The sequence below is a fragment of the Rhodococcus sp. SBT000017 genome (assembly GCF_003688915.1).
GTDB lineage: Bacteria > Actinomycetota > Actinomycetes > Mycobacteriales > Mycobacteriaceae > Rhodococcoides.
Window position 1 is genome coordinate 4,153,976 of sequence record NZ_REFU01000001.1, and the last position, 21,360, is coordinate 4,175,335.

The 21,360-nt window shown below is 65.5% G+C and carries 20 protein-coding genes; 15 read left to right on the forward strand and 5 right to left on the reverse strand.

Annotation, left to right across the window (positions count from 1 at the left end; genetic code table 11):
* The first annotated feature begins 15 nt into the window (after nt 1–15).
* Nucleotides 16–702, forward strand: a complete 687-nt coding sequence (locus AYK61_RS19610; protein WP_121872921.1) for a CoA pyrophosphatase — start codon at nt 16–18, stop codon at nt 700–702.
* A complete protein-coding gene (gene marP / locus AYK61_RS19615; RefSeq protein WP_121872049.1) occupies nt 699–1,889 on the forward strand; it encodes an acid resistance serine protease MarP in 1,191 nt (396 codons plus the stop codon). Before AYK61_RS19610 ends, marP begins: the two co-directional genes overlap by 4 nt.
* Here marP and AYK61_RS19620 read toward each other — a convergent pair.
* Entirely contained in the window at nt 1,886–2,818 is a 933-nt protein-coding gene (locus AYK61_RS19620) for an alpha/beta fold hydrolase (protein ID WP_121872050.1), read from the reverse strand. The two genes, marP and AYK61_RS19620, sit on opposite strands and share 4 nt — an antisense overlap.
* A gap of 21 nt (nt 2,819–2,839) precedes the next feature.
* The gene (locus AYK61_RS19625; RefSeq protein ID WP_121872051.1) at nt 2,840–3,334 is read right to left on the reverse strand and encodes a phage holin family protein; all 495 of its coding nucleotides are present in this window, start codon (nt 3,332–3,334) and stop codon (nt 2,840–2,842) included.
* A gap of 247 nt (nt 3,335–3,581) precedes the next feature.
* On the opposite strand from AYK61_RS19625, the gene AYK61_RS19630 reads away from it, so the two are divergent.
* Complete coding sequence (locus tag AYK61_RS19630) at nt 3,582–4,952, forward strand: MFS transporter (RefSeq protein ID WP_183130363.1); 1,371 nt, start codon at nt 3,582–3,584, stop codon at nt 4,950–4,952.
* Between the two features lie 67 nt (nt 4,953–5,019).
* Here the strand turns inward: AYK61_RS19630 and acs are convergent, their stop codons facing one another.
* Nucleotides 5,020–6,963, reverse strand: coding sequence for an acetate--CoA ligase (gene acs, locus AYK61_RS19635; protein WP_121872923.1), 1,944 nt, complete (start codon nt 6,961–6,963; stop codon nt 5,020–5,022).
* A 444-nt stretch (nt 6,964–7,407) separates the two neighbouring features.
* On the opposite strand from acs, the gene AYK61_RS19640 reads away from it, so the two are divergent.
* The 5 genes from AYK61_RS19640 to AYK61_RS19660 all read left to right on the forward strand — a co-directional run bounded on the left by AYK61_RS19640 (nt 7,408) and on the right by AYK61_RS19660 (nt 13,485).
* A complete protein-coding gene (locus AYK61_RS19640) occupies nt 7,408–9,030 on the forward strand; it encodes an ABC transporter substrate-binding protein (protein ID WP_237669150.1) in 1,623 nt (540 codons plus the stop codon).
* 147 nt (nt 9,031–9,177) lie between these two features.
* Nucleotides 9,178–10,101, forward strand: a complete 924-nt coding sequence (locus AYK61_RS19645) for an ABC transporter permease (RefSeq protein WP_121872052.1) — start codon at nt 9,178–9,180, stop codon at nt 10,099–10,101.
* Nucleotides 10,094–11,032 carry an ABC transporter permease gene (locus AYK61_RS19650; protein ID WP_121872053.1) on the forward strand — a complete coding sequence of 313 codons (939 nt, stop codon included), beginning with the start codon at nt 10,094–10,096 and terminating at the stop codon, nt 11,030–11,032. The genes AYK61_RS19645 and AYK61_RS19650 overlap by 8 nt, the downstream gene beginning before the upstream one ends.
* Before the next feature lies 1 nt (nt 11,033).
* Nucleotides 11,034–12,707, forward strand: coding sequence for an ABC transporter ATP-binding protein (locus AYK61_RS19655; protein WP_121872054.1), 1,674 nt, complete (start codon nt 11,034–11,036; stop codon nt 12,705–12,707).
* A 31-nt stretch (nt 12,708–12,738) separates the two neighbouring features.
* Nucleotides 12,739–13,485 (forward strand): oxidoreductase, encoded by a 747-nt coding sequence (locus AYK61_RS19660; protein WP_121872055.1) that lies wholly within the window; start codon nt 12,739–12,741, stop codon nt 13,483–13,485.
* A gap of 365 nt (nt 13,486–13,850) precedes the next feature.
* Here AYK61_RS19660 and AYK61_RS19665 read toward each other — a convergent pair whose 3' ends face one another.
* Nucleotides 13,851–14,696 carry an HAD family hydrolase gene (locus AYK61_RS19665; protein ID WP_374700662.1) on the reverse strand — a complete coding sequence of 282 codons (846 nt, stop codon included), beginning with the start codon at nt 14,694–14,696 and terminating at the stop codon, nt 13,851–13,853.
* Between the two features lie 334 nt (nt 14,697–15,030).
* On the opposite strand from AYK61_RS19665, the gene ssd reads away from it, so the two are divergent.
* The 7 genes from ssd to AYK61_RS19700 all read left to right on the forward strand — a co-directional run bounded on the left by ssd (nt 15,031) and on the right by AYK61_RS19700 (nt 19,618).
* Nucleotides 15,031–16,146 (forward strand): septum site-determining protein Ssd, encoded by a 1,116-nt coding sequence (ssd, locus tag AYK61_RS19670; protein WP_121872056.1) that lies wholly within the window; start codon nt 15,031–15,033, stop codon nt 16,144–16,146.
* Nucleotides 16,143–17,327, forward strand: coding sequence for a TadA family conjugal transfer-associated ATPase (locus tag AYK61_RS19675; RefSeq protein ID WP_121872926.1), 1,185 nt, complete (start codon nt 16,143–16,145; stop codon nt 17,325–17,327). Before ssd ends, AYK61_RS19675 begins: the two co-directional genes overlap by 4 nt.
* A complete protein-coding gene (locus AYK61_RS19680; protein WP_121872057.1) occupies nt 17,324–18,103 on the forward strand; it encodes a type II secretion system F family protein in 780 nt (259 codons plus the stop codon). Before AYK61_RS19675 ends, AYK61_RS19680 begins: the two co-directional genes overlap by 4 nt.
* Nucleotides 18,100–18,672 (forward strand): type II secretion system F family protein, encoded by a 573-nt coding sequence (locus AYK61_RS19685; RefSeq protein WP_259468128.1) that lies wholly within the window; start codon nt 18,100–18,102, stop codon nt 18,670–18,672. Before AYK61_RS19680 ends, AYK61_RS19685 begins: the two co-directional genes overlap by 4 nt.
* A 63-nt stretch (nt 18,673–18,735) precedes the next feature.
* Nucleotides 18,736–18,939 (forward strand): DUF4244 domain-containing protein, encoded by a 204-nt coding sequence (locus AYK61_RS19690; protein ID WP_032380048.1) that lies wholly within the window; start codon nt 18,736–18,738, stop codon nt 18,937–18,939.
* A 2-nt stretch (nt 18,940–18,941) separates the two neighbouring features.
* On the forward strand, nt 18,942–19,274 hold the full coding sequence (locus AYK61_RS19695; RefSeq protein ID WP_237669192.1) for a TadE family type IV pilus minor pilin: 333 nt from the start codon (nt 18,942–18,944) through the stop codon (nt 19,272–19,274).
* Nucleotides 19,271–19,618 carry an Rv3654c family TadE-like protein gene (locus AYK61_RS19700; protein ID WP_121872059.1) on the forward strand — a complete coding sequence of 116 codons (348 nt, stop codon included), beginning with the start codon at nt 19,271–19,273 and terminating at the stop codon, nt 19,616–19,618. The genes AYK61_RS19695 and AYK61_RS19700 overlap by 4 nt, the downstream gene beginning before the upstream one ends.
* A 190-nt stretch (nt 19,619–19,808) precedes the next feature.
* Here the strand turns inward: AYK61_RS19700 and AYK61_RS19705 are convergent, their stop codons facing one another.
* On the reverse strand, nt 19,809–21,071 hold the full coding sequence (locus tag AYK61_RS19705) for an alpha-hydroxy acid oxidase (RefSeq protein ID WP_121872060.1): 1,263 nt from the start codon (nt 21,069–21,071) through the stop codon (nt 19,809–19,811).
* Nucleotides 21,072–21,360: the final 289 nt, after the last annotated feature.

The window sequence follows — 21,360 nt, forward strand, 5'->3', positions numbered from 1 at the left end:
GACTGGCTCGGGCGGATGCTCGACGTCGCAGGCAGGGCGGGCGGACTGACCGACACCACCGGCATCAACCCGGTGCTACAGCGTCAAGCGCCGCCGTCCGACCGGCCGCGATCCGCCGCTGTGTTGGTGTTGTTCGGCGGACCTGCCGACGCCGATCCCGGTGCGCCCGGCGGACTGCCCGCCGACGCCGACGTCCTGCTGACCCAGCGTGCGTCGACTCTGCGAGATCACAGCGGACAAATCGCGTTCCCCGGTGGGGCGACCGACCCGGGCGACGACGGCCCGATCGGTACGGCACTGCGCGAGGCGCAGGAGGAAACCGGACTCGATCCGGCGGGCGTCGTGCCACTGGCGACGATGCCCGGCATCTACGTTCCGCCGTCGCGCTTCGACGTGGTTCCGGTGCTCTCGTACTGGAAGCAGCCGACCCCGGTGCGCGTCGTCGATCCAGGCGAGACCGAGCGAGTGGTGCGAGTTCCGTTGCGCGAGTTGCTCGATCCGGACAATCGCTTCCAGGTGCGCCACCCGGCGGGCTACCGGGGGCCGGCGTTCGCTGTGCAGGGAATGCTGGTGTGGGGCTTCACGGGCGGTATCCTGGCGGGTCTGCTGGCTGTATCGGGCTGGGAGCCCGAGTGGGACTCGGGGGACGTACGCGATCTGGAGGCCAGCTTGACTGCGGTAGGAGCGAGGCTCGATCGGTGACAGGTTCAGGGTGGGTCGATATCGCGGTGGTTGCCATCGCACTGCTGGCGGCGTCGTCGGGATGGCGGCAGGGGGCGGTGGCGTCGGCGCTGGCGTTTCTCGGTGTCGTTCTCGGTGCCGTCGCCGGAATTCTGGTGGCGCCGCACGTGCTCGAACACGTCGACGGTTCGCGAACGCGGGTGTTCGTCGGAATCGCACTGATCGTGGTGTTGGTGATCGTCGGTGAGGTGGCCGGCATGGTTCTCGGGCGGGCACTGCGTAGCGGAATCCATTCGCGCGGAGCACGATCCGTCGACAGCACCATCGGTGCCGGGTTGCAGGCCGCAGCCGTTCTCGCGGCCGCGTGGCTGCTCGCCATCCCACTGACGTCGTCCTCGCAGCCCGAGGTCGCCAGTGCGGTCCGCGGCTCGACGGTCCTGGGCAAAGTCGACGAGGTGGCACCCGACTGGTTGCGGCAGGTACCCGAGGAATTCTCGGCGTTGCTCGATACGTCCGGGCTCCCCGACGTCATCGGACCGTTCGGACGCACCCCGGTCGCGAACGTCGCCGCACCCGATTCCGGGATCGCAGCGGGACCGATTCCGGTGCAACTGCAATCGAGCGTCATCAAGATCAACGGCATCGCGCCGAGCTGCCAGAAGGCGCTGGAAGGTTCGGGCTTCGTCGTCGGATCGGATCTGGTGATGACCAACGCGCACGTCGTCGCAGGCACGTCCGAGGTGACCGTCGATTCGCCGAACGGACCTCTGGCGGCCGACGTCGTGTTGTTCGACCCCGAAGAAGATGTTGCCGTGCTTCGGGTTTCGCAGCTCCAGGCCCCGGTGCTGCCGTTTGCGCCTGCACCGGCCGAATCCGGAACGGACGCCATCGTGCTCGGCTATCCCGGCGGCGGACCGTACACGGCGAGCCCGGCGCGCATCCGCGAGATCATCAACCTGAGCGGACCGGACATCTACCGCACGGGCACCGTCCAACGCGAGGTGTACACCGTCCGCGGATCGGTGCGGCAGGGCAACTCCGGTGGACCGCTGGTCAACTCGTCCGGAGAGGTACTCGGAGTCGTGTTCGGTGCCGCCGTCGACGACCCCGACACCGGATTCGTGCTGACGGCGACGGAGATCGCGGACGAACTTGCGCAGAGTTTCGATGCCCCGGTGCCGGTCGCCACGGGCGACTGCATCGTCTAGCTCTCGCGCACGACCCGCAGAATCTCCTCGGACACCACGTCGGGTGCTTCCTGGTGCACGTAATGCCCCACGTCCCGCACCGTTCGACGCGTCAGCCCCGGTGCCCAGTGTCGATCTCTGTCGAGGGTGGTGGGCAGCACATACGGGTCGAGGTCGCCGCTGATCTGCGCGACGGGGATCGAGGTGCGTACGTCCACGGCGTCCATGAAGCGGCGGCCCTCGGCACGGAACTGGCTGCGGAACGCCCAGCGCTGATATTCGAGTGCGCAGTGCGCGGCACCCGGAATTCGGATGGCCGACCGCATCTTTGCCGTGGTGTCCGAGAAATCCTCGGTGCCCTGCCACGCGGACCCGGCGCGGCTGCTCATCAGCTCTTCCACCGCGATGCCGCCTCGACGCGTCAGCAGTCTCTCGGGGCGCAACGGAACCTGGTAGCGAACGAAGTGTGGCAGCAGGGCAGCGCGCTGCGCGGAGTCCTTCAACACGGAGCGACGTAGCGAGATGGGATGCGGGGCGTTGATCAGCACCATCGAACGCACCAGGCGGGGGTGGAGCGCAACACTGGCCCAGCAGACGAGACCGCCGTCTGCATGGCCGACGAACGTGGCGTGCGGATAACCCAGGGCGCGAACCAGTCCGACGATGTCGCCGGCGAGGGTCCACCCGTCGTATCCGCGTGGAGGCTTGTCGGAGTCACCGTATCCGCGCAGGTCGACGGCGATGGCGCGGACACCCGAGCGCGTAAGCGCCTCGAGTTGGTGTCGCCACGAGTACCAGAAGTCGGCGAAGCCGTGCAGCAGAACCACCAGCGGTGCGTCCGGAGCGTGTTCGCCGACCTCCACGATGTGGAACCGGATTCCGTTGGCGTGGATGTCGCGATGGATCCACTGTCCCGGATATCGGACCGTGGACGGATCGGGCTGATTCATACTGCTCGATTCGCCGGGCTACTACTTCTTGTAGCCGGGAACTCCGGGGATGGAATCGTGCTGGTTCGGCAGCACCGTCGACGCCTGCTTGAGCGAGTCGATGGTCTTCTCGGGCTTGCGCAGCTTCTTGACCCTGCGGTAGCCCAGGAATCCGAACAGCGCCGCGGCCAACACCATGAATACGAACACGATGAGGAAGGCGGCCCAACGGTAGAGCCACACATCGAGCAGCTCTGCGGCGAAGAAGAAGAAGAAGAAGGAGCTGAACAGCAGCACCGTCAACGCGATGATGAAGAAGACGCTGCCCTGCAGACCCTTCTTGACCTCGCCGGTGACCTCGGCCTTGGCGAGGGCGACTTCGGCGCGCACGAGCGTCGAGACCTGAGTGGTGGCGTCCTTGACGAGATTTCCGATGCTGGCGCTACCAGGGGTGCGGGCATCGACATCGGTCAGAGGTATCGACGAAATCGTGTTCGGGACGCCGTTTCCGTATCCCTTGTCATTGCTGACGCTCAACTCTCGACCCCTTGTAATCGCTCTGCTCGGTGTTGTGCGGAAGATCGTATCGACAGTAGTGCCTAGGTAGCAGATTAACTGTTTCCTGTATGCCGAGCGACGCCCGGCTGTCGTGGACGGGTACCTCCGCGTCCGCGCGGGCAAACACGAGAATGTTGCACGAACCGGCAACGAACAGCCCCGGGCCGTGAAATTCTCAGGTGTTCATCAGGTAATTTGCAGGGAACTTCCCCCTTCAGGAGCATTCGTGAGTTCAGCACACGCCGTCGCCCCCGACGGCGCAATTCCCGCACCCCAGGTGCCGCGGTCACGCATCGTGATCGCCTCGATGGTCGGCACGTCCATCGAGTTCTTCGACTTCTACATCTATGCCACCGCCGCAGTGCTCGTCTTCCCCCGTCTGTTCTTCCCGGCGGGCAACGACACCACCGCGCTGCTGGCGTCGTTCGCGACCTTCGGCCTCGCCTTCGTAGCGCGACCCATCGGGTCGATTCTGTTCGGCCACTTCGGCGATCGCATCGGCCGCAAGGCGACCCTCGTCGGGTCCCTGCTCACGATGGGTGTCGCGACGTTCGCGATCGGACTGTTGCCGACGTACGCCGCGGTGGGCCTGTGGGCTCCGGCGCTGCTGGCGATCATGCGCTTCACCCAGGGCGTCGGCCTCGGCGGCGAGTGGAGCGGTGCGGCTCTGCTGGCCACCGAAACCGCCAAGCCGGGCAAGCGGGCCTGGGCGGCGATGTACCCGCAGCTGGGCGCACCCATCGGGTTCTTCTTCGCCAACGGCATCTTCCTGCTCATCGTCATCGCGACGGGCTACGACTCGGTCAACTCCGGCGCCGACCATGCGTTCCTCACCTGGGGCTGGCGAATTCCGTTCCTGCTCAGCGCCGTCATGGTCATCATCGGCCTGTACGTCCGGCTCAAGCTAGAGGAGACGCCGGTGTTCAAGCTGGCCGTCGAGCGCGGCCAGAAGGTCAAGACTCCGCTCGCGCAGGTGTTCAAGACCAGTTGGCGTCAGCTGATCATCGGAACGTTCGTCATGCTCGCCACCTACACGCTGTTCTACATCATGACCACGTGGGTGGTCAGCTACGGAACGGGCCAGGTGTCCGACGTCAACGGCCCGAAGCTCGCCATTCCGTACACCGACTTCCTGGAGCTGCAGCTCATCGCGGTGCTGTTCTTCGCGGCGCTGATTCCGGTGGCCGGGCTGCTGGCCGACAAGTACGGCCGTCGTCCCACGCTGATCGTCATCACCACGGCGATCGTGCTGTTCGGTCTGTCGTTCCACTGGTTCGCAGATCCGGCGTCCGCCTCGGCGGGCAAGATGCTGGTGTTCATGTGCGTCGGCCTCGGACTGATGGGCCTGACCTTCGGCCCGATGAGTGCCGTTCTGCCCGAACTGTTTCCGACGAACGTGCGCTACACGGGCTCGGGAATCTCGTACAACACCGCGTCGATCCTCGGTGCCGCAGTGGCACCGTTCATCGCCACCTGGCTGGTGAGTTCCTACGGCGTCGGCTGGGTGGGCGTGTACCTCGCCATCGCTGCGACGTTGACGCTGATCGCCCTGCTGATCATGAAGGAAACACGGGATCAGTCGCTCGACAGCGTGTAGTGCGCGGCGCGCAGTGGTGTGAATAAGTGCCTCAGGGGGCACTTGTTCACACCACTGCCGCAGGCACTCAGCGACCCTTCTTGATCGCCTCGAATACCTTCGGGTCGACGAGGGTGGAAACGTCGCCGAGTTCGCGGCCCTCGGCCACGTCGCGCAGCAGGCGGCGCATGATCTTGCCCGAACGCGTTTTCGGCAACTCCGGCACGATGGAGATCTCGCGTGGCTTGGCGATCGGCGAAATCTCTTTGGAGACCTGTGCTTTGAGTTCCGCGATCAACGCGTCGCCGGTGTTCTCCTCGCCGGCCCGCAGGATGACGAACGCGACGATGCCCTGACCGGTGGTGTCGTCGGCGGCACCGACCACCGCGGCCTCGGCGACACTATGATGGGTGACCAGTGCCGATTCCACCTCGGAGGTGGAGATGCGGTGGCCGGAGACGTTCATGACGTCGTCGACGCGGCCGAGGACCCACAGGGCACCGTCCTCGTCGTACTTGGCACCGTCACCGGCGAAGTACCAGCCTTCCTCGGCGTAACGCGACCAGTAGGTGTCCTTGTAGCGGTCCATGTCGCCCCAGATGCCGCGCAGCATCGACGGCCACGGCTCGTCGAGCACGAGATATCCGTTGCCGCCGTTGCCCAGTGGCTTGGCGTCGTCGTCGACGATCTTGGCGGAGATACCGGGCAGCGGGGCCATCGCGGAGCCGGGCTTGGTGGCGGTGACGCCGGGCAGCGGGGAGATCATGATCGCGCCGGTCTCGGTCTGCCACCAGGTGTCGACGATCGGGGCGGTTCCGCCGCCGACGACGTCGCGGAACCAGCGCCACGCCTCGGGGTTGATCGGCTCGCCGACGGAGCCGAGCAGACGGATCGAGGTCAGATCGTGCGCCTCCGGAATGTCCTTGCCCCACTTCATGAACGTACGAACGAGGGTGGGGGAGGTGTAGTAGATCGAGACCTTGTACTTCTCGATGACGTTCCAATGCCGGTGCTCGTCGGGCGAATTGGGCGTTCCCTCGTAGACGACCTGCGTCGCGCGATTCGAGAGCGGACCGTAGACGATGTAGGAGTGCCCGGTGACCCAGCCGATGTCGGCGGTGCACCAGTAGACGTCTTTGCCTGCCTTGTGGTCGAAGACGTTGTGGTGGGTGTACGAGGTCTGCGTCAGGTAGCCGCCGGAGGTGTGGATGATGCCCTTGGGCTTACCCGTCGTACCGGAGGTGTACAGGATGAAGAGGGGATGCTCGGCCGGGAACGGCTGCGCTTCATGGTCTTTCGACGCCTTCGCGACGGTCTCGTGCCACCACAGGTCGCGTCCCTCGGTCCACGCGACGTCGGAGTCGGTGCGCTTGACGACGAGGACGTGTTCGATCGAGGCGGCTCCGTCGACGGCCTCGTCGACGGTGTCCTTGATGGGGGCGGGCTTGCCGCGTCGCCACTGGCCGTCGGTGGTGATGACGAGTTTGGCTTCGGCGTCGTCGATGCGTGAGCGCAGTGCGGTGGCGGAGAAGCCGGCGAAGACGACCGAGTGGGTCAGTCCGAGGCGAGCGCAGGCGAGCATCGAGACGATGGCCTCGGGGATCATGGGCATGTAGATCGCGACACGGTCGCCGGAGACGAGGCCGAGTTCGGTCAGGGTGTTGGCGGCCTGGCTGACGTCGGCGAGCAGATCGGCGTAGGTGACGTCGCGGCTGTCGCCGGGCTCGCCTTCCCAGTGGATTGCCACCTGGTCGCCGTGTCCGTCGATGACGTGGCGGTCGACGCAGTTGTAGGCGACGTTGAGCTCTCCGTCGGCGAACCACTTGGCCACGGGGGCGTCGGACCAGTCGAGCACCTCGGTGAACGGGGTGTGCCAGTGGAGCCGGCGAGCCTGCTCGGCCCAGAACCCGAGTCGATCCTTTTCCGCGGAGGCGTAGAGGTCGGCTCCGGCGTTCGCCGCAGCCGTGAACTCGGCCGAGGGTGCGTAGGAGGCAACCACGGTCTCGTCGGTTCCAGAGGTACTGGTCGTCATCTCGAATAGCTCACTTTCGTCCGGTGCATTTCGCTCATGAAACTGCACTTCCGTGCCGGTCTCGAGCCCCTTGTGAGGGTAGTCACATGTGATGGCAATCGCACCGTTGCAATCGCCTGCAACCCCCTGATCTGCGGTGATCGGTAGTTTCTGCACGCTGGGCGGTAATCGGGGCCATCGGTGTGAGCCCGTGGCGACACCGATGTCCGAACTGTGAGAAATCGACTTGCCGAAACGTTTCGATCATGTTTCCGGCTTACTCACGGGTCAGCAAAATCTGGGGGAGTTCACATGTTCGTTTCAGGATGTGTCTAAAGTCCATCCCATCAGATCGTTGGAACGGCCCACCTGCCGTGCCATGCGGTCGCCCACGAATCCCCGGGCGTCGCGCCCGAGGAACTGAGCACGGATGACCCCGTGTTCACATCTGGATGGAGGATTTTCTTGCGTATCAAACGTGCCGCGGTCGTCACCACGGCTGTGCTGATGAGTGCGAGCCTGCTCGCCGCCTGTGGTGGCGGAGGCTCGAGCTCCGGTGGCAGTGGAGACGGGATCTACAGCATCTACATCGCCGAGCCGGAGAACCCGCTGGTTCCCGGTAACACTACCGAGAGCGAAGGCAGCCAGGTCCTCGAGGCGCTCTTCACTCCGCTGGTCACGTTCAACGACGAGGACAACAGCGTCGAGTACAACGGCGTTGCCGAGTCCGTCGAATCCGAGGACAACACCACCTGGACCGTCAAGCTCAAGGACGGCTGGACGTTCCACGACGGCACGCCCGTCACCGCCGAGTCCTACACCAAGGCGTGGAGCTACAACGCGTTGAGCACCAACGCATTCGGTGCGTCCTACTTCTTCGAGAACATCGAAGGCTACGCAGATCTGCAGGGCAGCGAGACCGCCGAGCCCACCGCGACCGACCTGAGTGGCCTGAACGTCGTCGACGACACGACCTTCACCGTCCAGCTCACCGGACCGTTCGCCATCTTCCCGCTGACGCTCGGCTACACCGCGTTCGATCCGCTGCCCGAGGCGTTCTACGCCGACCCCGACGCTTTCGGCGCTCGCCCGATCGGTAACGGCCCGTTCAAGGCCGACGAGGACTTCGTTCCCGGACAGGGATTCACCGTCACCAAGTACGACGATTACGCAGGCGACAATGCGGCACAGTCCGCAGGCGTCAACTTCAAGGTCTACACCGAGGTGAGCACCGGCTACAACGACGTTCAGGGTGGCGGACTCGACGTCATGCTCGACCTCCCCGAGGACGCGTGGGCCACCGCTCGCGATACGTTCGGTGACCGGTACGGCGAGCGCGCTCGCCCGGACATCACCTCACTCGGCTTCCCGACGTACGATCCGCGCTTCCAGGATCCGAACGTGCGCAAGGCATTCTCGATGGCCATCGATCGCCAGGCCATCGCGACCGCGATCTTCACCGATACCCGTACTCCGGCAGACTCTTTCGCCTCTCCCGTGGTCGAGGGCTACCGCGAGGACGCTTGTGGAGCCAACTGCGAGCTCAACCCGGACGAGGCCAACCGTCTGCTCGACGAGGCCGGATTCGACCGCAGCCAGCCGGTGGACCTGTGGTTCAACGCCGGTGCGGGCCACGATCCGTGGATGACCGCGGTGGGCAACCAGTTGCGCGACAACCTGGGCGTGAACTACGCGCTGCGTGGCGACCTCCAGTTCGCGCAGTACCTGCCGCTGCAGGACGCTCAGGGCATGACCGGACCCTTCCGCTCGGGTTGGATCATGGACTACCCGTCGATCTACAACTTCCTCAGCCCGCTGTACTCGGTGTCGGCCTTGCCGCCGGCCGGCAGCAACGCCACCTTCTTCAACGACCCGGCATTCGACGCCGCTCTGGTAGAAGGCAACAACGCCGAGGACATCGACGCTGCTACCGAGGACTACCAGAAGGCCGAGGACATCCTGATCGATCAGATGCCCGCGACCCCGCTGTTCTACGGCCTGAACCAGGCCGTGTGGTCCGACCGCGTCTCCGACGTCAAGATCGACAACCGAGGCAACATCATCCTCGAGGACGTCGTAGTCAGCTGACGATGCACCCAGGTGGGTGGCAGCCAAGCGTGATCGGTTGTCACCCACCGGGTCCCGTTCAACCGTGGGTCGTAACCGTCCCACACCGACCTGCGCCGGCAAGACCCGAGGCGCAGGTTCGTCCCTTGTTCAAGGAGAAGACACACAGTGGGTCGCTACATCACTCGCCGATTACTGCTGACGATTCCCGTCCTGATCGGCTCCTCGTTCTTGATCTTCGCGATGGTCTACGCGCTGCCGGGTGATCCCATCCGCGCCCTCGCTGGAGATCGCCCCCTCGCCCCCGGCGTCGTCGCCCAGCTGCGCGACGAGTTCAACCTCGACGACAACCTCTTCGTGCAGTACTTCAAGTACATCGGTGGCTTCTTCCAAGGCGACTTCGGTACCGACTTCTCCGGACGCCCCGTCCTCGACACCATCGAGCGGGCACTTCCGGTCACGGTCCGATTGACCATCGTGGCCGTCGTCATCGAGACCATCATGGGTATCGCCGCAGGCGTGCTCGCCGCCCTCAAGCGCGGATCCTTCTTCGACAACCTGGTGCTCATCTCGACGACGCTGCTGGTGTCGGTGCCGGTGTTCGTTCTCGGCTTCATCGCCCAGTTCACCCTCGGTCTCAAGTTGGGGCTCTTCCCGATCTCCGGCATCAACGACGGCTGGTCGAGTTACCTGCTTCCCGGATTGGTGCTCGCATCGCTGTCGATGGCGTACGTGGCTCGTCTGACGCGCACCTCGGTGGCCGAATCGATGGCCGCGGACTACATCCGCACCGCGAAGTCGAAGGGAATCAGCAACCGGCGCATCATCGTTCGCCATGCGTTGCGCAACTCGCTGATTCCTGTCGTCACCTTCATCGGTGCCGATGTCGGTGGCCTGCTCGGCGGGGCCATCGTGACCGAGACGGTGTTCAACCTGCCCGGTCTCGGCCGCGCGATCTACGACGGCCTGGCCCGCCAGGAAGGTGCCGTCGTCGTCGGCATCGTGACGCTCTTCGTGTTCTTCTACATCTTCTTCAACCTCGTGGTGGACGTTCTCTACGCGGTACTCGATCCTAGGATTCGCTATGAATAAAGAAGATTCGAGCGCAGCTCAGCACGCCGCAGACGAGGGCCAGCCCGGCAACGTCGCCACCGGTGAGGCCGTCGAGCTGGTCGGTCAGGCCAGCCTGTGGGGCAACGCGTGGAAGTTTCTGCGCAAGAGCCCGTTCTTCATCATCGGCACGTTCCTGCTGCTGGTGCTGCTGGTGATGGCGGTGTTCCCGCAACTGTTCGCCCGCGGCATCGACCCGCGAGTGTGCTCTCTGTCGAATTCCGGTCAGAAACCCAGTGCAGCACACTGGTTCGGTACCGACATCCAGGGCTGCGACTACTACGCCAACGTCATCTACGGTGCGCGCATCTCGCTGTCCATCGGTGTGCTCTCGGTGATCGGCGTACTGATCATCGGCGTTCTGATCGGTGCTCTCGCCGGCTACTTCGGCGGTGCGATCGACAGCGTCCTGGCGCGCTTCACCGACGTGTTCTTCGGAATTCCGCTGCTGCTCGGTGCCCTGATCCTGCTCACCGTCACCGCCCAGCGCACCATCTTCACCGTGTCGTTGGCCCTGGTGGCCTTCGGCTGGATGACGGCGATGCGCCTGGTGCGATCGTCGGTGATCTCGATCAAGAACAGTGAATACGTCCAGGCGGCACAGGCATTGGGAGCGTCGACCTACCGCATTCTGGTGCGACACATCCTTCCCAACGCGCTGGCTCCGGTGATCATCTACGCCACCATCTCGGTGGGTACGTTCATCGCGGCCGAGGCGACGCTGACGTTCCTCGGAATCGGATTGCAGGCGCCCGAGATCTCCTGGGGCCTACAGATCAACCTCGGTCAGGCCAGGTTCCTCACGGCACCGCACCTGGTGCTGTTCCCGGCCGCGTTCCTCTCCGTCACGGTGCTCGCGTTCATCATGCTCGGTGACGCACTCCGTGACGCACTCGATCCGAAACGGAACTGACATGGGCATCCAGAAGGACAAGGTCCTGACCGTCACCGATCTGACGGTCGAGTTCGAGGTCGAGAAGGTATGGCGCAAGGCCGTCGACAGCGTCTCGTTCACTGTCGCCTCCGGCGAGGTGTTGGCCATCGTCGGCGAATCCGGATCCGGTAAGTCGACCACCGCGATGGCCATTCCCGGTCTGCTGGCCGATAATTCGCGGGTGTCGGGCAGCATCAAGCTCGGCGAGAAGGAACTGGTCGGGCTGCCCGAGAAGCAGCTCGCACCCATTCGTGGCAAGAACGTCGCGGTGATCTTCCAGGAGCCCATGACGGCGCTCAATCCGGTGTATTCGATCGGCTGGCAGATCACCGAGGCCATCCGGGCGCACACCTCGCTGTCGAAGAAGGAAGCGAAGGCGCGGGCCGTCGAGCTCCTCAAGCTCGTCGAGATGCCGGATCCGGAAACGCGGGTGAACTTCTACCCGCACCAGCTCTCCGGTGGTCAGCGTCAGCGCGCCATGATCGCCCAGGCGCTGTCCTCGGACCCGTCACTGCTGATCGCGGACGAGCCGACCACCGCCCTGGACGTGACGGTGCAGGCCGAGATTCTCGACCTGATGCGCGATCTGCGAAATCGCATCGACGCCTCCATCGTGCTGATCACCCACGACATGGGTGTGGTGGCAGACATGGCCGACCGCATCGCGGTGATGAAGGACGGCGTCATCGTCGAAACAGACGCTGCGCGAACCATATTCAAGAATGCATCGCATCCGTACACGCAGCAGTTGCTCGCCTCGGTTCCGCACCTGGGCAGCAGCATCGAGGCCGTGACCGCCGGGAAGATCGCCGAGCCAAGTGCCGTCGAGGAGACCCGGGCCCTGAGCATCGTCGACGGTGTCATCGAGTACCCGGGCCGCACCGTGTTCCGGGCCGTCGACGGGGTCAGCCTCGATATCGAGATGGGTGAGGTGGTCGGTCTCGTCGGTGAGTCCGGCTCGGGCAAGTCCACGATCGGCAAGGCCGTGGTGGGGCTGAACAAGCTGACCGGCGGCTCGTTGTCGATCGCGGGTGTCGATATCACCAACCTGTCTAATCGCGAACTGCGTTCGGTGCGAAGCAAGGTCGGCATCGTGTTCCAGGATCCGGGTTCGTCGCTGAACCCGCGCTGGCCGATCGGACAGTCGATTGCCGAGCCGATGCTGTTGCACACCGAGCACAGTGCTGCAGACCGAAATCGAAAGGTCGAGGAATTGCTCGACCGCGTCCACCTGTCGCGGACCATGCGTAACCGCTACCCGCACCAGTTGTCCGGTGGGCAGCGTCAGCGCGTCGGTATCGCTCGTGCATTGGCGCTGGAGCCGACGCTGTTGGTGGCCGACGAACCGACGTCAGCACTCGACGTGTCGGTACAGGCCAAGGTGCTCGAGCTGTTCAAGGAACTGCAGCGTGAGTACGGTTTCGCGTGCTTGTTCATCAGTCACGACCTCGCTGTGGTGGAGGTGCTGGCCAAGCGCATCGCGGTGCTGAACAAGGGCAAGTTGGCCGAGTTCGGTACGACGGATCAGATTCTGCGTCGTCCGACCAACGAGTACACCAAGCGGTTGCTCGCGGCTGTCCCGGTGCCCGACCCGGCCGAACAGGCCAAGCGTCGTCAGGCGCGCGCCGAGCTGTTGGCGGCCGGAGCGAAGTAGGGAGTGAGGGGAGGGGGTACCGTCGTCTGTCGTGACGGACCCCCTCGCCCCGCTGCTGGAACTGCCCGGAGTTCTCGACTCCGCCGAACGTGCTCGCGACGCTCTGGGCGCGGTGCATCGGCACAAGGCCAACCGTCGAGGCTGGCCGGCCACCGCCGCCGAGGCCGCGGTGCGTGCGGCCCGCTCGTCGTCGACTCTCGAGGGCGGGTCCATGGACTTCCCCCGCGAAGGCGAAGACGGCGACCCCATTCTGGCGGGTGCGCTGCGAGTCGCAGCCGCCCTCGACGGCGATGCGCTGCAGAACACGCTCTCGACGTGGAAGCGCGCTCCACTGCAGACCCTGGCACGATTGCACCTGTTGGCCGCTGCCGATCTCGTCGACGACGCCTCCGAGCTCGGCCGGCCCCGCAGCGATGCCGGTGTCGGCGAGCGACTCGACCTGCTCGCTCAGTTGGTGACCGGTGGAACGTCCGCACCGGCCCCGGTGATCGCTGCGGTGGTCCACGGTGAACTGTTGACGCTCAAAGCTTTCGGATCGGCCGACGGCATCGTTGCGCGGGCTGCATCGCGACTGGTGGCAGCGTCGTCGGGATTCGACCCCCACAACCTCGGGGTGCCGGAGGTGAGCTGGATGCGTCGGGCAAATGCCTACCGAGACGGCGCGACGGGATTCGCCGAGGGCACGGCAACCGGCGTCGGGAGTTGGGTGATTCTGTGCTGCGGAGCATTCGAAGCCGGTGCGGCAGAAGCGACTTCGATTGCCGAAGCTGCGCAGTAGATGATGTGAGCACATAAAAGGGCGGCGATGTCGACTTGCGTCGACGTCGCCGCCCGTTAGCACGGAGCGCCTGGTTACCAAGCGTGCACAGGTGGGCTGTGATGGACTACCACGTGGCCTCGGCGAGAATTCGACGGTGATGAGGTCATCCCTGCAACCGGTGCAGGGTTCTTGCTGATCACTGGCGAATGTCGCAGGCCCACAGCGCTTCTGCCATTAGGTGGCAAGCTCCGCGTGGGTGCCGGTGTCCGTGCTGGGAATCCCGGTCGGGAGAGCGAATCTTCTCTTCCGATTCGTCCTTGGCCTTCCGTTCTTCCGTACGTCATTTGTACCCCGTGACGCTCCTCACATCAAGGGGTTGGGCGTCATCTTTTTCTTCGGAGCAGTCCGTAGGTGATTGCGCCGGCCGCAAGGGCGCTGAAACCTGCTGCGGCACTTGCCGCTACGGTCTTGCCGGACGGGGTCTGGATTCGTGATCGCAACGAGACCGGGTTGGAGAAGGTGAGAATCGGCCAGCCGCGGGAGGCCGCTTCCTTGCGTAGCGCGCGATCGGGGTTGACGGCCGTGGGATGGCCGACGGCGCGCAGCATCGGCACGTCGGTGATCGAGTCCGAGTATGCGTAGCTCGACGCCAGGTCGTAATCGTGTTGCGCGGCCAGGGAGTTCATGGCGTCGACCTTGCCCTCGCCGTAGCAGTAGAAGTCCACCTCGCCGATGTACTTGCCCTCCACGGTCACCATCGTGGTGGCCATGCTGTGATCGGCACCCAGTAGTTCTGCGATGGGGTGCACGATCTCGTCGCCGGACGCCGACACGATCACGACGTCGTGTCCGCGGAGCTTGTGGTCGGCGATGAGATCGGCGGCTTCGGCGAACACGAGGGGGTCGACGATGTCGTGCAGCGTTTCAGCGACGACCGCTCGCACCTGTTCGACGTCCCAGCCTGCGGTCATGCTCGCTATGTGCGCGCGCATGCGCTCCATCTGGTCGTGATCGGCTCCGGAGAGCAGGAACAGGAACTGCGCGTAACTGCTCTTGAGAACGGCGCGCCGGTTGATGAGTCCTTGGTCGAAGAAGGGCTTGCTGAATGCCAACGTGCTGGACTTGGCGATGATCGTCTTGTCGAGGTCGAAGAATGCCGCGACGCGCGCTGCGCGTCGGCCGGCCGGGGCGTCGTCGGTGCTCGCGCTCTGGGTCACGTTTGTCACCATAGTGGCCGGTGGTGACCGGTGGATGTTGCGCGGTGACACTGGCGGACTCGGTCCGACGCGGTCGAGAAAAACCGACGGTTGAACTTGCAAACAAGGACGTCCACGGGTGTAGTATTTTCTACGAGCCCGGTTCATTCCGGGCGGTGTTCAGCCCGACCCCCCGGGGCTGAACCAGACGACCCTCGCCTCCTCCCCCCCTGGCGAGGGTCGTCCTCTTTTCCGGGGTAGGTCGAAAACTGGTACAGAAGTACCGTTATTCATCCACAGGCCCGAATCTATCCACATTTCCCCAAGTCGCGCTCATCTCGAGCAGATTCTCACGCACGCTTGGCGCATGGAAACGGACTCGCGGCAGCGAATCGCGCACCCGGCAGTGACGATGTCGATCGAACTTCGCGGTCTCCGCGAGGACGTCTATCGAATCGCCGCAGCCGCGGATTGTGTTGTGGAAGAGCAGAACTTACTGGTCGGTATCGGTTCGACACGTTCGATGTGGGACCGCGCCGGAACTATTCTGCTCGATTTTGCGTCCGCAGAGACGGCCCTGTCGACTGGATTTCAGCGACGCTCGGGCGTCATTCTGGTCACGGATGCACCGCCGACACTCGACGACTGGCGAATCGCCACATCGCTCGGTGCCGAGCATGTGATCTCCCTGCCGTGGGACGAGGACGCACTCGTGCGCATACTCGGCGAACCTGCGTCGGCACCGTCGGGAGACGGTGGAGTGATCGCGGTGGTCGGCGCTCGCGGTGGCGCGGGCGCATCCACTTTCGCCGCCGCACTCGGACTATGCAGCAGCCGCTCGGGTCGACGTGCGCTCTTGGTCGAGGGGGACCGGTACGGCAGCGGCCTGGACCTGTTGCTCGGCTGGGAGAGTGCTCCAGGTTTGCGGTGGTCTGGCTTGGTCGTCGAAGGTGGCCGAGTCTCCGGCGACGCTCTGCACGGGGCGCTGCCCTCCCGCGCCGGACTGTCGGTGCTGGCACTGGGCCGATCCGACGACCGGAGCGTCGGACTCTCCGCCGTCGCAGTGGCGGCTGTGCTCGATGCAGGACGCGCAGCGGGTGATCTGGTGGTGTGCGACGCTCCGCGTCATCCCAGCGACGTCTCCGACGCTCTGTATGCCGCGGCGGACCTCGTCGCGCTGGTACTTCCGGCCGAACTACGAGCCGTGACGTCGGCCGAGGCGGTGGCAGCGCATGTCGTGGATCGAAATGCCAACGTCGGCCTGGTCGTTCGTGGGCCTGCGCCGGGTGGGCTGAGGGCCGACGACATCGCTCTCGCCCTCGGGCTTCCGCTGTTGACGTCGATGCGCGCAGAGCCCGCGTTGGCCGAGCGCCTCGAACGAGGAGGTCTGGTGCTGGGCCGACGTTCGCCGCTGGCCGCAGCGGCCAACGCAGTGCTCGATACGTTCGCGCACAAGCCCGGTGGTCAGCGGTGGGCGGCATGAGCGCCGTCGTCACCGCTGATCTGCTCGACCGCGTTCGCGATCGCCTGGCTGCATCGGCCGACGCTCCGGTTCCCGCCACCGTCGCCGCGGCCATCCGAGCGGAAGCAGGTGGAGTCATCGGCGACACCGATATGCTTGCAGCCCTTCGCGTTCTGCAAACCGAGCTGACCGGCGCGGGGCCGTTGGAGCCGCTGTTGTCCGAGCCCGGAGTGACCGATGTATTGGTCACTGCACCGGATCAGGTGTGGATAGATCGTGGGCGCGGACTCGAGCGCACCGACATTCGCTTCGCCGACGAGGCTGCCGTTCGGCGGCTCGCGCAACGGCTCGCCCTCTCTGCCGGCCGTCGACTCGACGACGCACAGCCCTGGGTCGACGGGCGACTGCCGGGCGTTGGGCAGGGGGCGTTCGGCGTCCGCCTGCACGCTGTGCTGGCACCGGTCGCGAGCGGGGGAACATGTGTGTCGCTGCGGGTGCTGCGACCCGCGACGCAGGGACTGGCCGCGCTCCGTGCATCGGGAGCTGTGACCAATGACGGGTACGAGCTGCTGCGTCGAATCGTGTTCGGACGCTTGGCTTTCTTGGTCGTCGGCGGTACCGGCGCAGGAAAAACTACACTCTTGGCGGCACTTCTCGGGGAGGTGGATCCGGCGGAGCGAATAGTCTGCGTCGAGGACGCGGCCGAGTTGGCACCGGCCCATCCGCACGTGGTTCGACTCGTGGCCCGCGCACCCAATGTCGAAGGGGTGGGTGAGGTATCGGTGCGGCAACTGGTGCGTCAGGCGCTGCGAATGCGACCTGATCGCCTCGTGGTCGGTGAGGTGCGCGGGGCGGAGGTGATCGACCTCATGACGGCGCTCAACACAGGTCACGACGGTGGAGCCGGAACCATTCACGCGAACTCCCCGGCCGAGGTACCCGCTCGACTCGAAGCTCTTGCAGCACTGGGTGGAATGGGGCGAGACGCGCTGCACAGTCAACTCGCCGCGGCGGTTCAGGTGGTGCTGCACGTCCACCGCAGCGCCGACGGTACCCGACGCCTCCGTGAGATCGGGGTGGTCGACGTCGACGCGACCGGTCGGGTGCACATTGCGCCGGCCTGGTCGGTAGATGCCGACCCGACGCCGGGCGAAGGTCGGCTCCTCGAACTGCTCGACCGCCGCTGCGGTGACGCCCGATGACGGCCGCGGTGATGGCCCTCGCTGTGGCAGTTGCTCTGTGGCCGAACAGCTTCCGTCGGCTACCCAGCGAAGTGCGGACGGCGTCGAGCGCACCGCGATGGCTGGTGCCGGCGTACTGCGCTCTGGTTGCGGCAGGGGCGGTGTGGTGGTTCGGCGGAATCTGGGCTGTGAGCGCAGCAGCGGTGGCGGGCAGTACCGGATGGCGGCGCTATCGTCGGCGACTCGAACGCGACCGGCGTGCCGAGGAATTGAACTGGCTCGCAACCGGAATCGAGGTGGTCATCGGCGAGCTCCGCGTCGGGTCCCATCCGGCCACGGCCAGCGCAGTTGCGGCGGACGAGTGTGGCGGCGTCGCGTCGTCCGCGCTGCGAGGTGCGGCATCGCGGTCCCGACTGGGCGGCAGGGCTGCCGACGGCATCGCTGCGTCCGATCCGTTGCTGGACGCGGAGCTGGCGCGATTGGCCGCAGCGTGGCGGGTAGCCGATGAGCACGGACTCGCGCTCGCCGAACTGCTCGACGCCGTCCGCGAGGACATGCTGGGGCGCAGACGGTTTCGCGAACGAACCGATGCATCGCTCGCCGGTGCCCGTGCCACTGCGTTGGTGCTGGCCGGTCTGCCGATCCTCGGAGTCGCCCTCGGCCAGCTGATGGGCGCGAATCCGCTGCAGATTCTGCTCGGCGGTGGGCTCGGCGGAATGCTGCTGCTCATCGGCACGGCACTGGGTTGCGCGGGACTGCTGTGGACGGATGCGATCACCGGCAAGGTGACGACGTGATGTGGGTGACGGTGCTCTGTGTGGCAACGGCGTTGATTACGCTGCCCTCGGTTGCGGGCGGGTTGCACAGGCTGACACCTGAGGGCCGGGCGGTCGCCGACACCGTCGATGCGCCGACACCCGACCCGCTCGCGGTGGCCACGACCTTCGACCTGCTCGCCGCATGTCTGCGTTCGGGGCTGCCCGTCTCGACTGCTGCTGCGGCCGCAGCGCATTCCGCACCGATCTCGTTCGGTATCGCGCTCCGCAAGGCCGCCGATCTGCTCGAACTCGGTGCCGACGCCGCGACCGCGTGGGACGCCGTCGCGCAAGATCCCGAGACCGAGGCTCTGGCGAGGATGGCACGGCGATCGGCCCGAGCCGGGTCGTCCATGGCGTCGGCGATGACGGAACTCGCTGCTACCCAACGAACTCGCGCCGAAGACGCATCGGCCGCTGCGGCCGAGCGTGCGGGTGTGCTGATCAGTGGGCCGTTGGGGCTGTGCTTTCTGCCTGCCTTCATCTGTCTCGGGATCATCCCCGTGGTGATCGGACTGGCGGGCAACGTACTGGGCGGCGGTCTGCTGTGACCGCCGCGCACACAGAATTCCGATGCGGAGATGCCGCGTCGGAGAACAGGGAGGGAAATCGAGATGATCGAGAACGCATTGCAGGAGTTGAAGACTCGAATCGTTCTGTTCGGAGTGGAGGACGATGGCATGTCGACGGCGGAGTACGCGATCGGCACCATCGCGGCCGCGGCATTCGGGGCGGTGCTGTACACGGTGGTGACCGGCGACAGCATCGTGTCGGCGTTGACCGGGATCATCGATCGAGCGTTGAACACAGCCGTCTGAGCTTGGGCGATGACGACGGTGCCGTGACGGTGGAGGCGGCGTTCGCGATCGCGTCCATCGTCGCGGTGATCGTGGTGTGTATCGGGGCGATCGTGTCGGTGACGATGCATATCGGGTGCGTCGATGCGGCCAGGGAGGCAGCTCGGTTGGCGGCGAGAGGGGATGCGGCCCGGGCTGTCTCGGTGGGGGAGCGGGTTGCGCCAGACGGTGCGCGGGTCACCGTCACGGATGATGGGGAGTACTTCGTCGCGCGGGTGGAGGTGGCGAGTCCGTTGCCGGGATTGACGCTGTCGGCGGAGGCGGTTGCTGCTGCGGAACCGAGTGCGCCCGAATGAGAATGCAGGACGACGAGGGTGGGGCGACGGTGTTGGCGGCGATGGCGATGTCGGCGTTGATTGCGGTCGTCGTGATGGTGGTCCACGTCGGCTCGGCGGTGGGTGCTCGTCATCAGGCGCAGTCGGCGGCCGATCTCGCGGCGTTGGCCGGGGCAGGGGCCCTGGACCGTGGGGTGGCCGATGCGTGCGAGACGGCGCGATCAGTGGCGAGCAGGATGTCGACTGAGTTGCGGGAGTGCACGATCGAGGCGTGGGACGTGATCGTCACGGTGGGCCAGCCGGTGTTCCTCGGACGCTTCGGAATGTCCGACGCCATCGCCTCGGCGCGGGCGGGTCCGGGGTGAGGGTCCGCCCGCCCAACTGCCCGAACCGCCCGCTCGCCCGCTGGTCGAATCCGCAAATGCGCGCGCGTTTGCCAGGTGCGCGCGAAATCTCCCCGTCTGGCTGGCGATTTCGCACGCGTTCAGCGAAGGCGCGCGCGTTTGCGTCGAAACCCGGCGTCGAATCCCGGCCTCGACGGTCTGTCTCCAACGGTCAGCGTGGTGTGAACGTGCGTGCGTCGAACTGCAGAGGGGCCAACCGAGTGAGTTGAGTGACGTGCTCCGGGGTGAGCTCGGCAAGTGAATTGGCCTGCAGCAGTTGCATGGTGCGGACTATTTCTTCGCGCAGGATCTCGATCATGCGGTCGACGCCGGCGCGACCTCCGGCCATCAGACCGTACAAGTACGCCCGGCCGACAAGGGTGAACGATGCTCCCATCGCGATGGAGGCGACGATGTCGGCACCGTGCATGATGCCGGTGTCGACGGCGACCTCGAAGTCGGAGCCGACCTCGTGCACCACCTGCGGCAGCAGATGGAAAGGGACCGGAGCGCGGTCCAGTTGTCGGCCTCCGTGGTTCGACAGAATGATCCCGTCGACTCCGAGTTCGGCGAGACGGGCCGAATCTGCCACCGATTGAACACCTTTGACGACCAGCTTGCCGGGCCAGATCTCACGGATGACGTCGAGGTCCTCGAACGAGATGGACGGATCCATCGCTGAGTTGAGCAGCTCTCCGACCGTACCGCCGGTCGAAGACAGTGATGCGAACTCGAGCTTGGCAGTGGTGAGGAAATCCCACCACCACCAGGGACGCGGAATGGCGTTGGCGATCGTCGACGCGGTCAACTGCGGCGGGATGGAGAATCCGTTGCGCTTGTCGCGCAGGCGAGCTCCGGCGACCGGTGTGTCGACCGTGAACAGGAGGGTGTCGAAGTCTGCCTTCGCGGCGCGTTCGACCAGCCCGAACGAGATGTCGCGGTCTCGCATGACGTAGAGCTGGAACCAGTTTCGCCCATTCGGATTGGTGGCCTTGACGTCCTCGATCGACGTGGTGCCCAGAGTCGAGAGGCAGAACGGAATTCCGGCAGCACCGGCTGCCGCAGACCCGGCGTACTCACCCTCGGTCTGCATCAGGCGGGTGAATCCCGTCGGTGCGATTCCGAACGGGAGCGCGGAGGGCCCGCCGAACACCGTCGTCGAGGTGTCGACGTGAGAGACGTCCCGCAGGATCGAGGGATGGAACTCGACGTCGCGGAAGGCCTGACGAGCACGCGAGAGCGAGATCTCGGCGTCCGCAGCGCCGTCGGTGTAGTCGAATGCAGCCCGTGGGGTGCGTCGACGGGCGATGGTGCGCAGATCATCGATGGTGAGTGCGGCGTTCAGGCGTCGTCGGCGCAGGTTCAGATCGGGCTTCTTGAACGAGAGGACCTCGCGCAGGTCGGTAGCTTTGGGAATCTGCCGGTTTATGGGCATGTCATGGTCTCGATTCTGTGGGCTGATCCTCGTCCCACCACACCACCCGAGGTGTCGGCAGCGACGAGCAGGGTGGCGCACCCATGCGACCGAGCTGGTAGCTGTCGTCGCCGATCGACCGCCCGGTCTGTCAATCGATCGGTCACAGTCGAGTCGGCGGTGGGCTGGAGATTCGCCAGGGCTCTGCACCGGATCCGGGTGACAGCGCGCCTCGCCTCGAGCTTGCAAACGCGCGCGCGTTCGTCAGGTGCGCGCGGATTGGCCCCGTTCTGGTCGCAATTTTGCGCGC

Excerpts from the sequence above, each read along its gene's own strand:
- AYK61_RS19610 (WP_121872921.1), top strand. The coding sequence starts at position 16 with ATGCTCGACGTCGCAGGCAGGGCGGGCGGACTGACCGACACCACCGGC.
- AYK61_RS19620 (WP_121872050.1), bottom strand. The coding sequence starts at position 2,818 with ATGAATCAGCCCGATCCGTCCACGGTCCGATATCCGGGACAGTGGATC.
- acs (WP_121872923.1), bottom strand. The coding sequence starts at position 6,963 with ATGACGACCAGTACCTCTGGAACCGACGAGACCGTGGTTGCCTCCTAC.
- AYK61_RS19650 (WP_121872053.1), top strand. The coding sequence starts at position 10,094 with ATGAATAAAGAAGATTCGAGCGCAGCTCAGCACGCCGCAGACGAGGGC.
- AYK61_RS19655 (WP_121872054.1), top strand. The coding sequence starts at position 11,034 with ATGGGCATCCAGAAGGACAAGGTCCTGACCGTCACCGATCTGACGGTC.
- AYK61_RS19665 (WP_374700662.1), bottom strand. The coding sequence starts at position 14,696 with ATGGTGACAAACGTGACCCAGAGCGCGAGCACCGACGACGCCCCGGCC.
- ssd (WP_121872056.1), top strand. The coding sequence starts at position 15,031 with ATGGAAACGGACTCGCGGCAGCGAATCGCGCACCCGGCAGTGACGATG.
- AYK61_RS19675 (WP_121872926.1), top strand. The coding sequence starts at position 16,143 with ATGAGCGCCGTCGTCACCGCTGATCTGCTCGACCGCGTTCGCGATCGC.
- AYK61_RS19680 (WP_121872057.1), top strand. The coding sequence starts at position 17,324 with ATGACGGCCGCGGTGATGGCCCTCGCTGTGGCAGTTGCTCTGTGGCCG.
- AYK61_RS19690 (WP_032380048.1), top strand. The coding sequence starts at position 18,736 with ATGATCGAGAACGCATTGCAGGAGTTGAAGACTCGAATCGTTCTGTTC.
- AYK61_RS19700 (WP_121872059.1), top strand. The coding sequence starts at position 19,271 with ATGAGAATGCAGGACGACGAGGGTGGGGCGACGGTGTTGGCGGCGATG.
- AYK61_RS19705 (WP_121872060.1), bottom strand. The coding sequence starts at position 21,071 with ATGCCCATAAACCGGCAGATTCCCAAAGCTACCGACCTGCGCGAGGTC.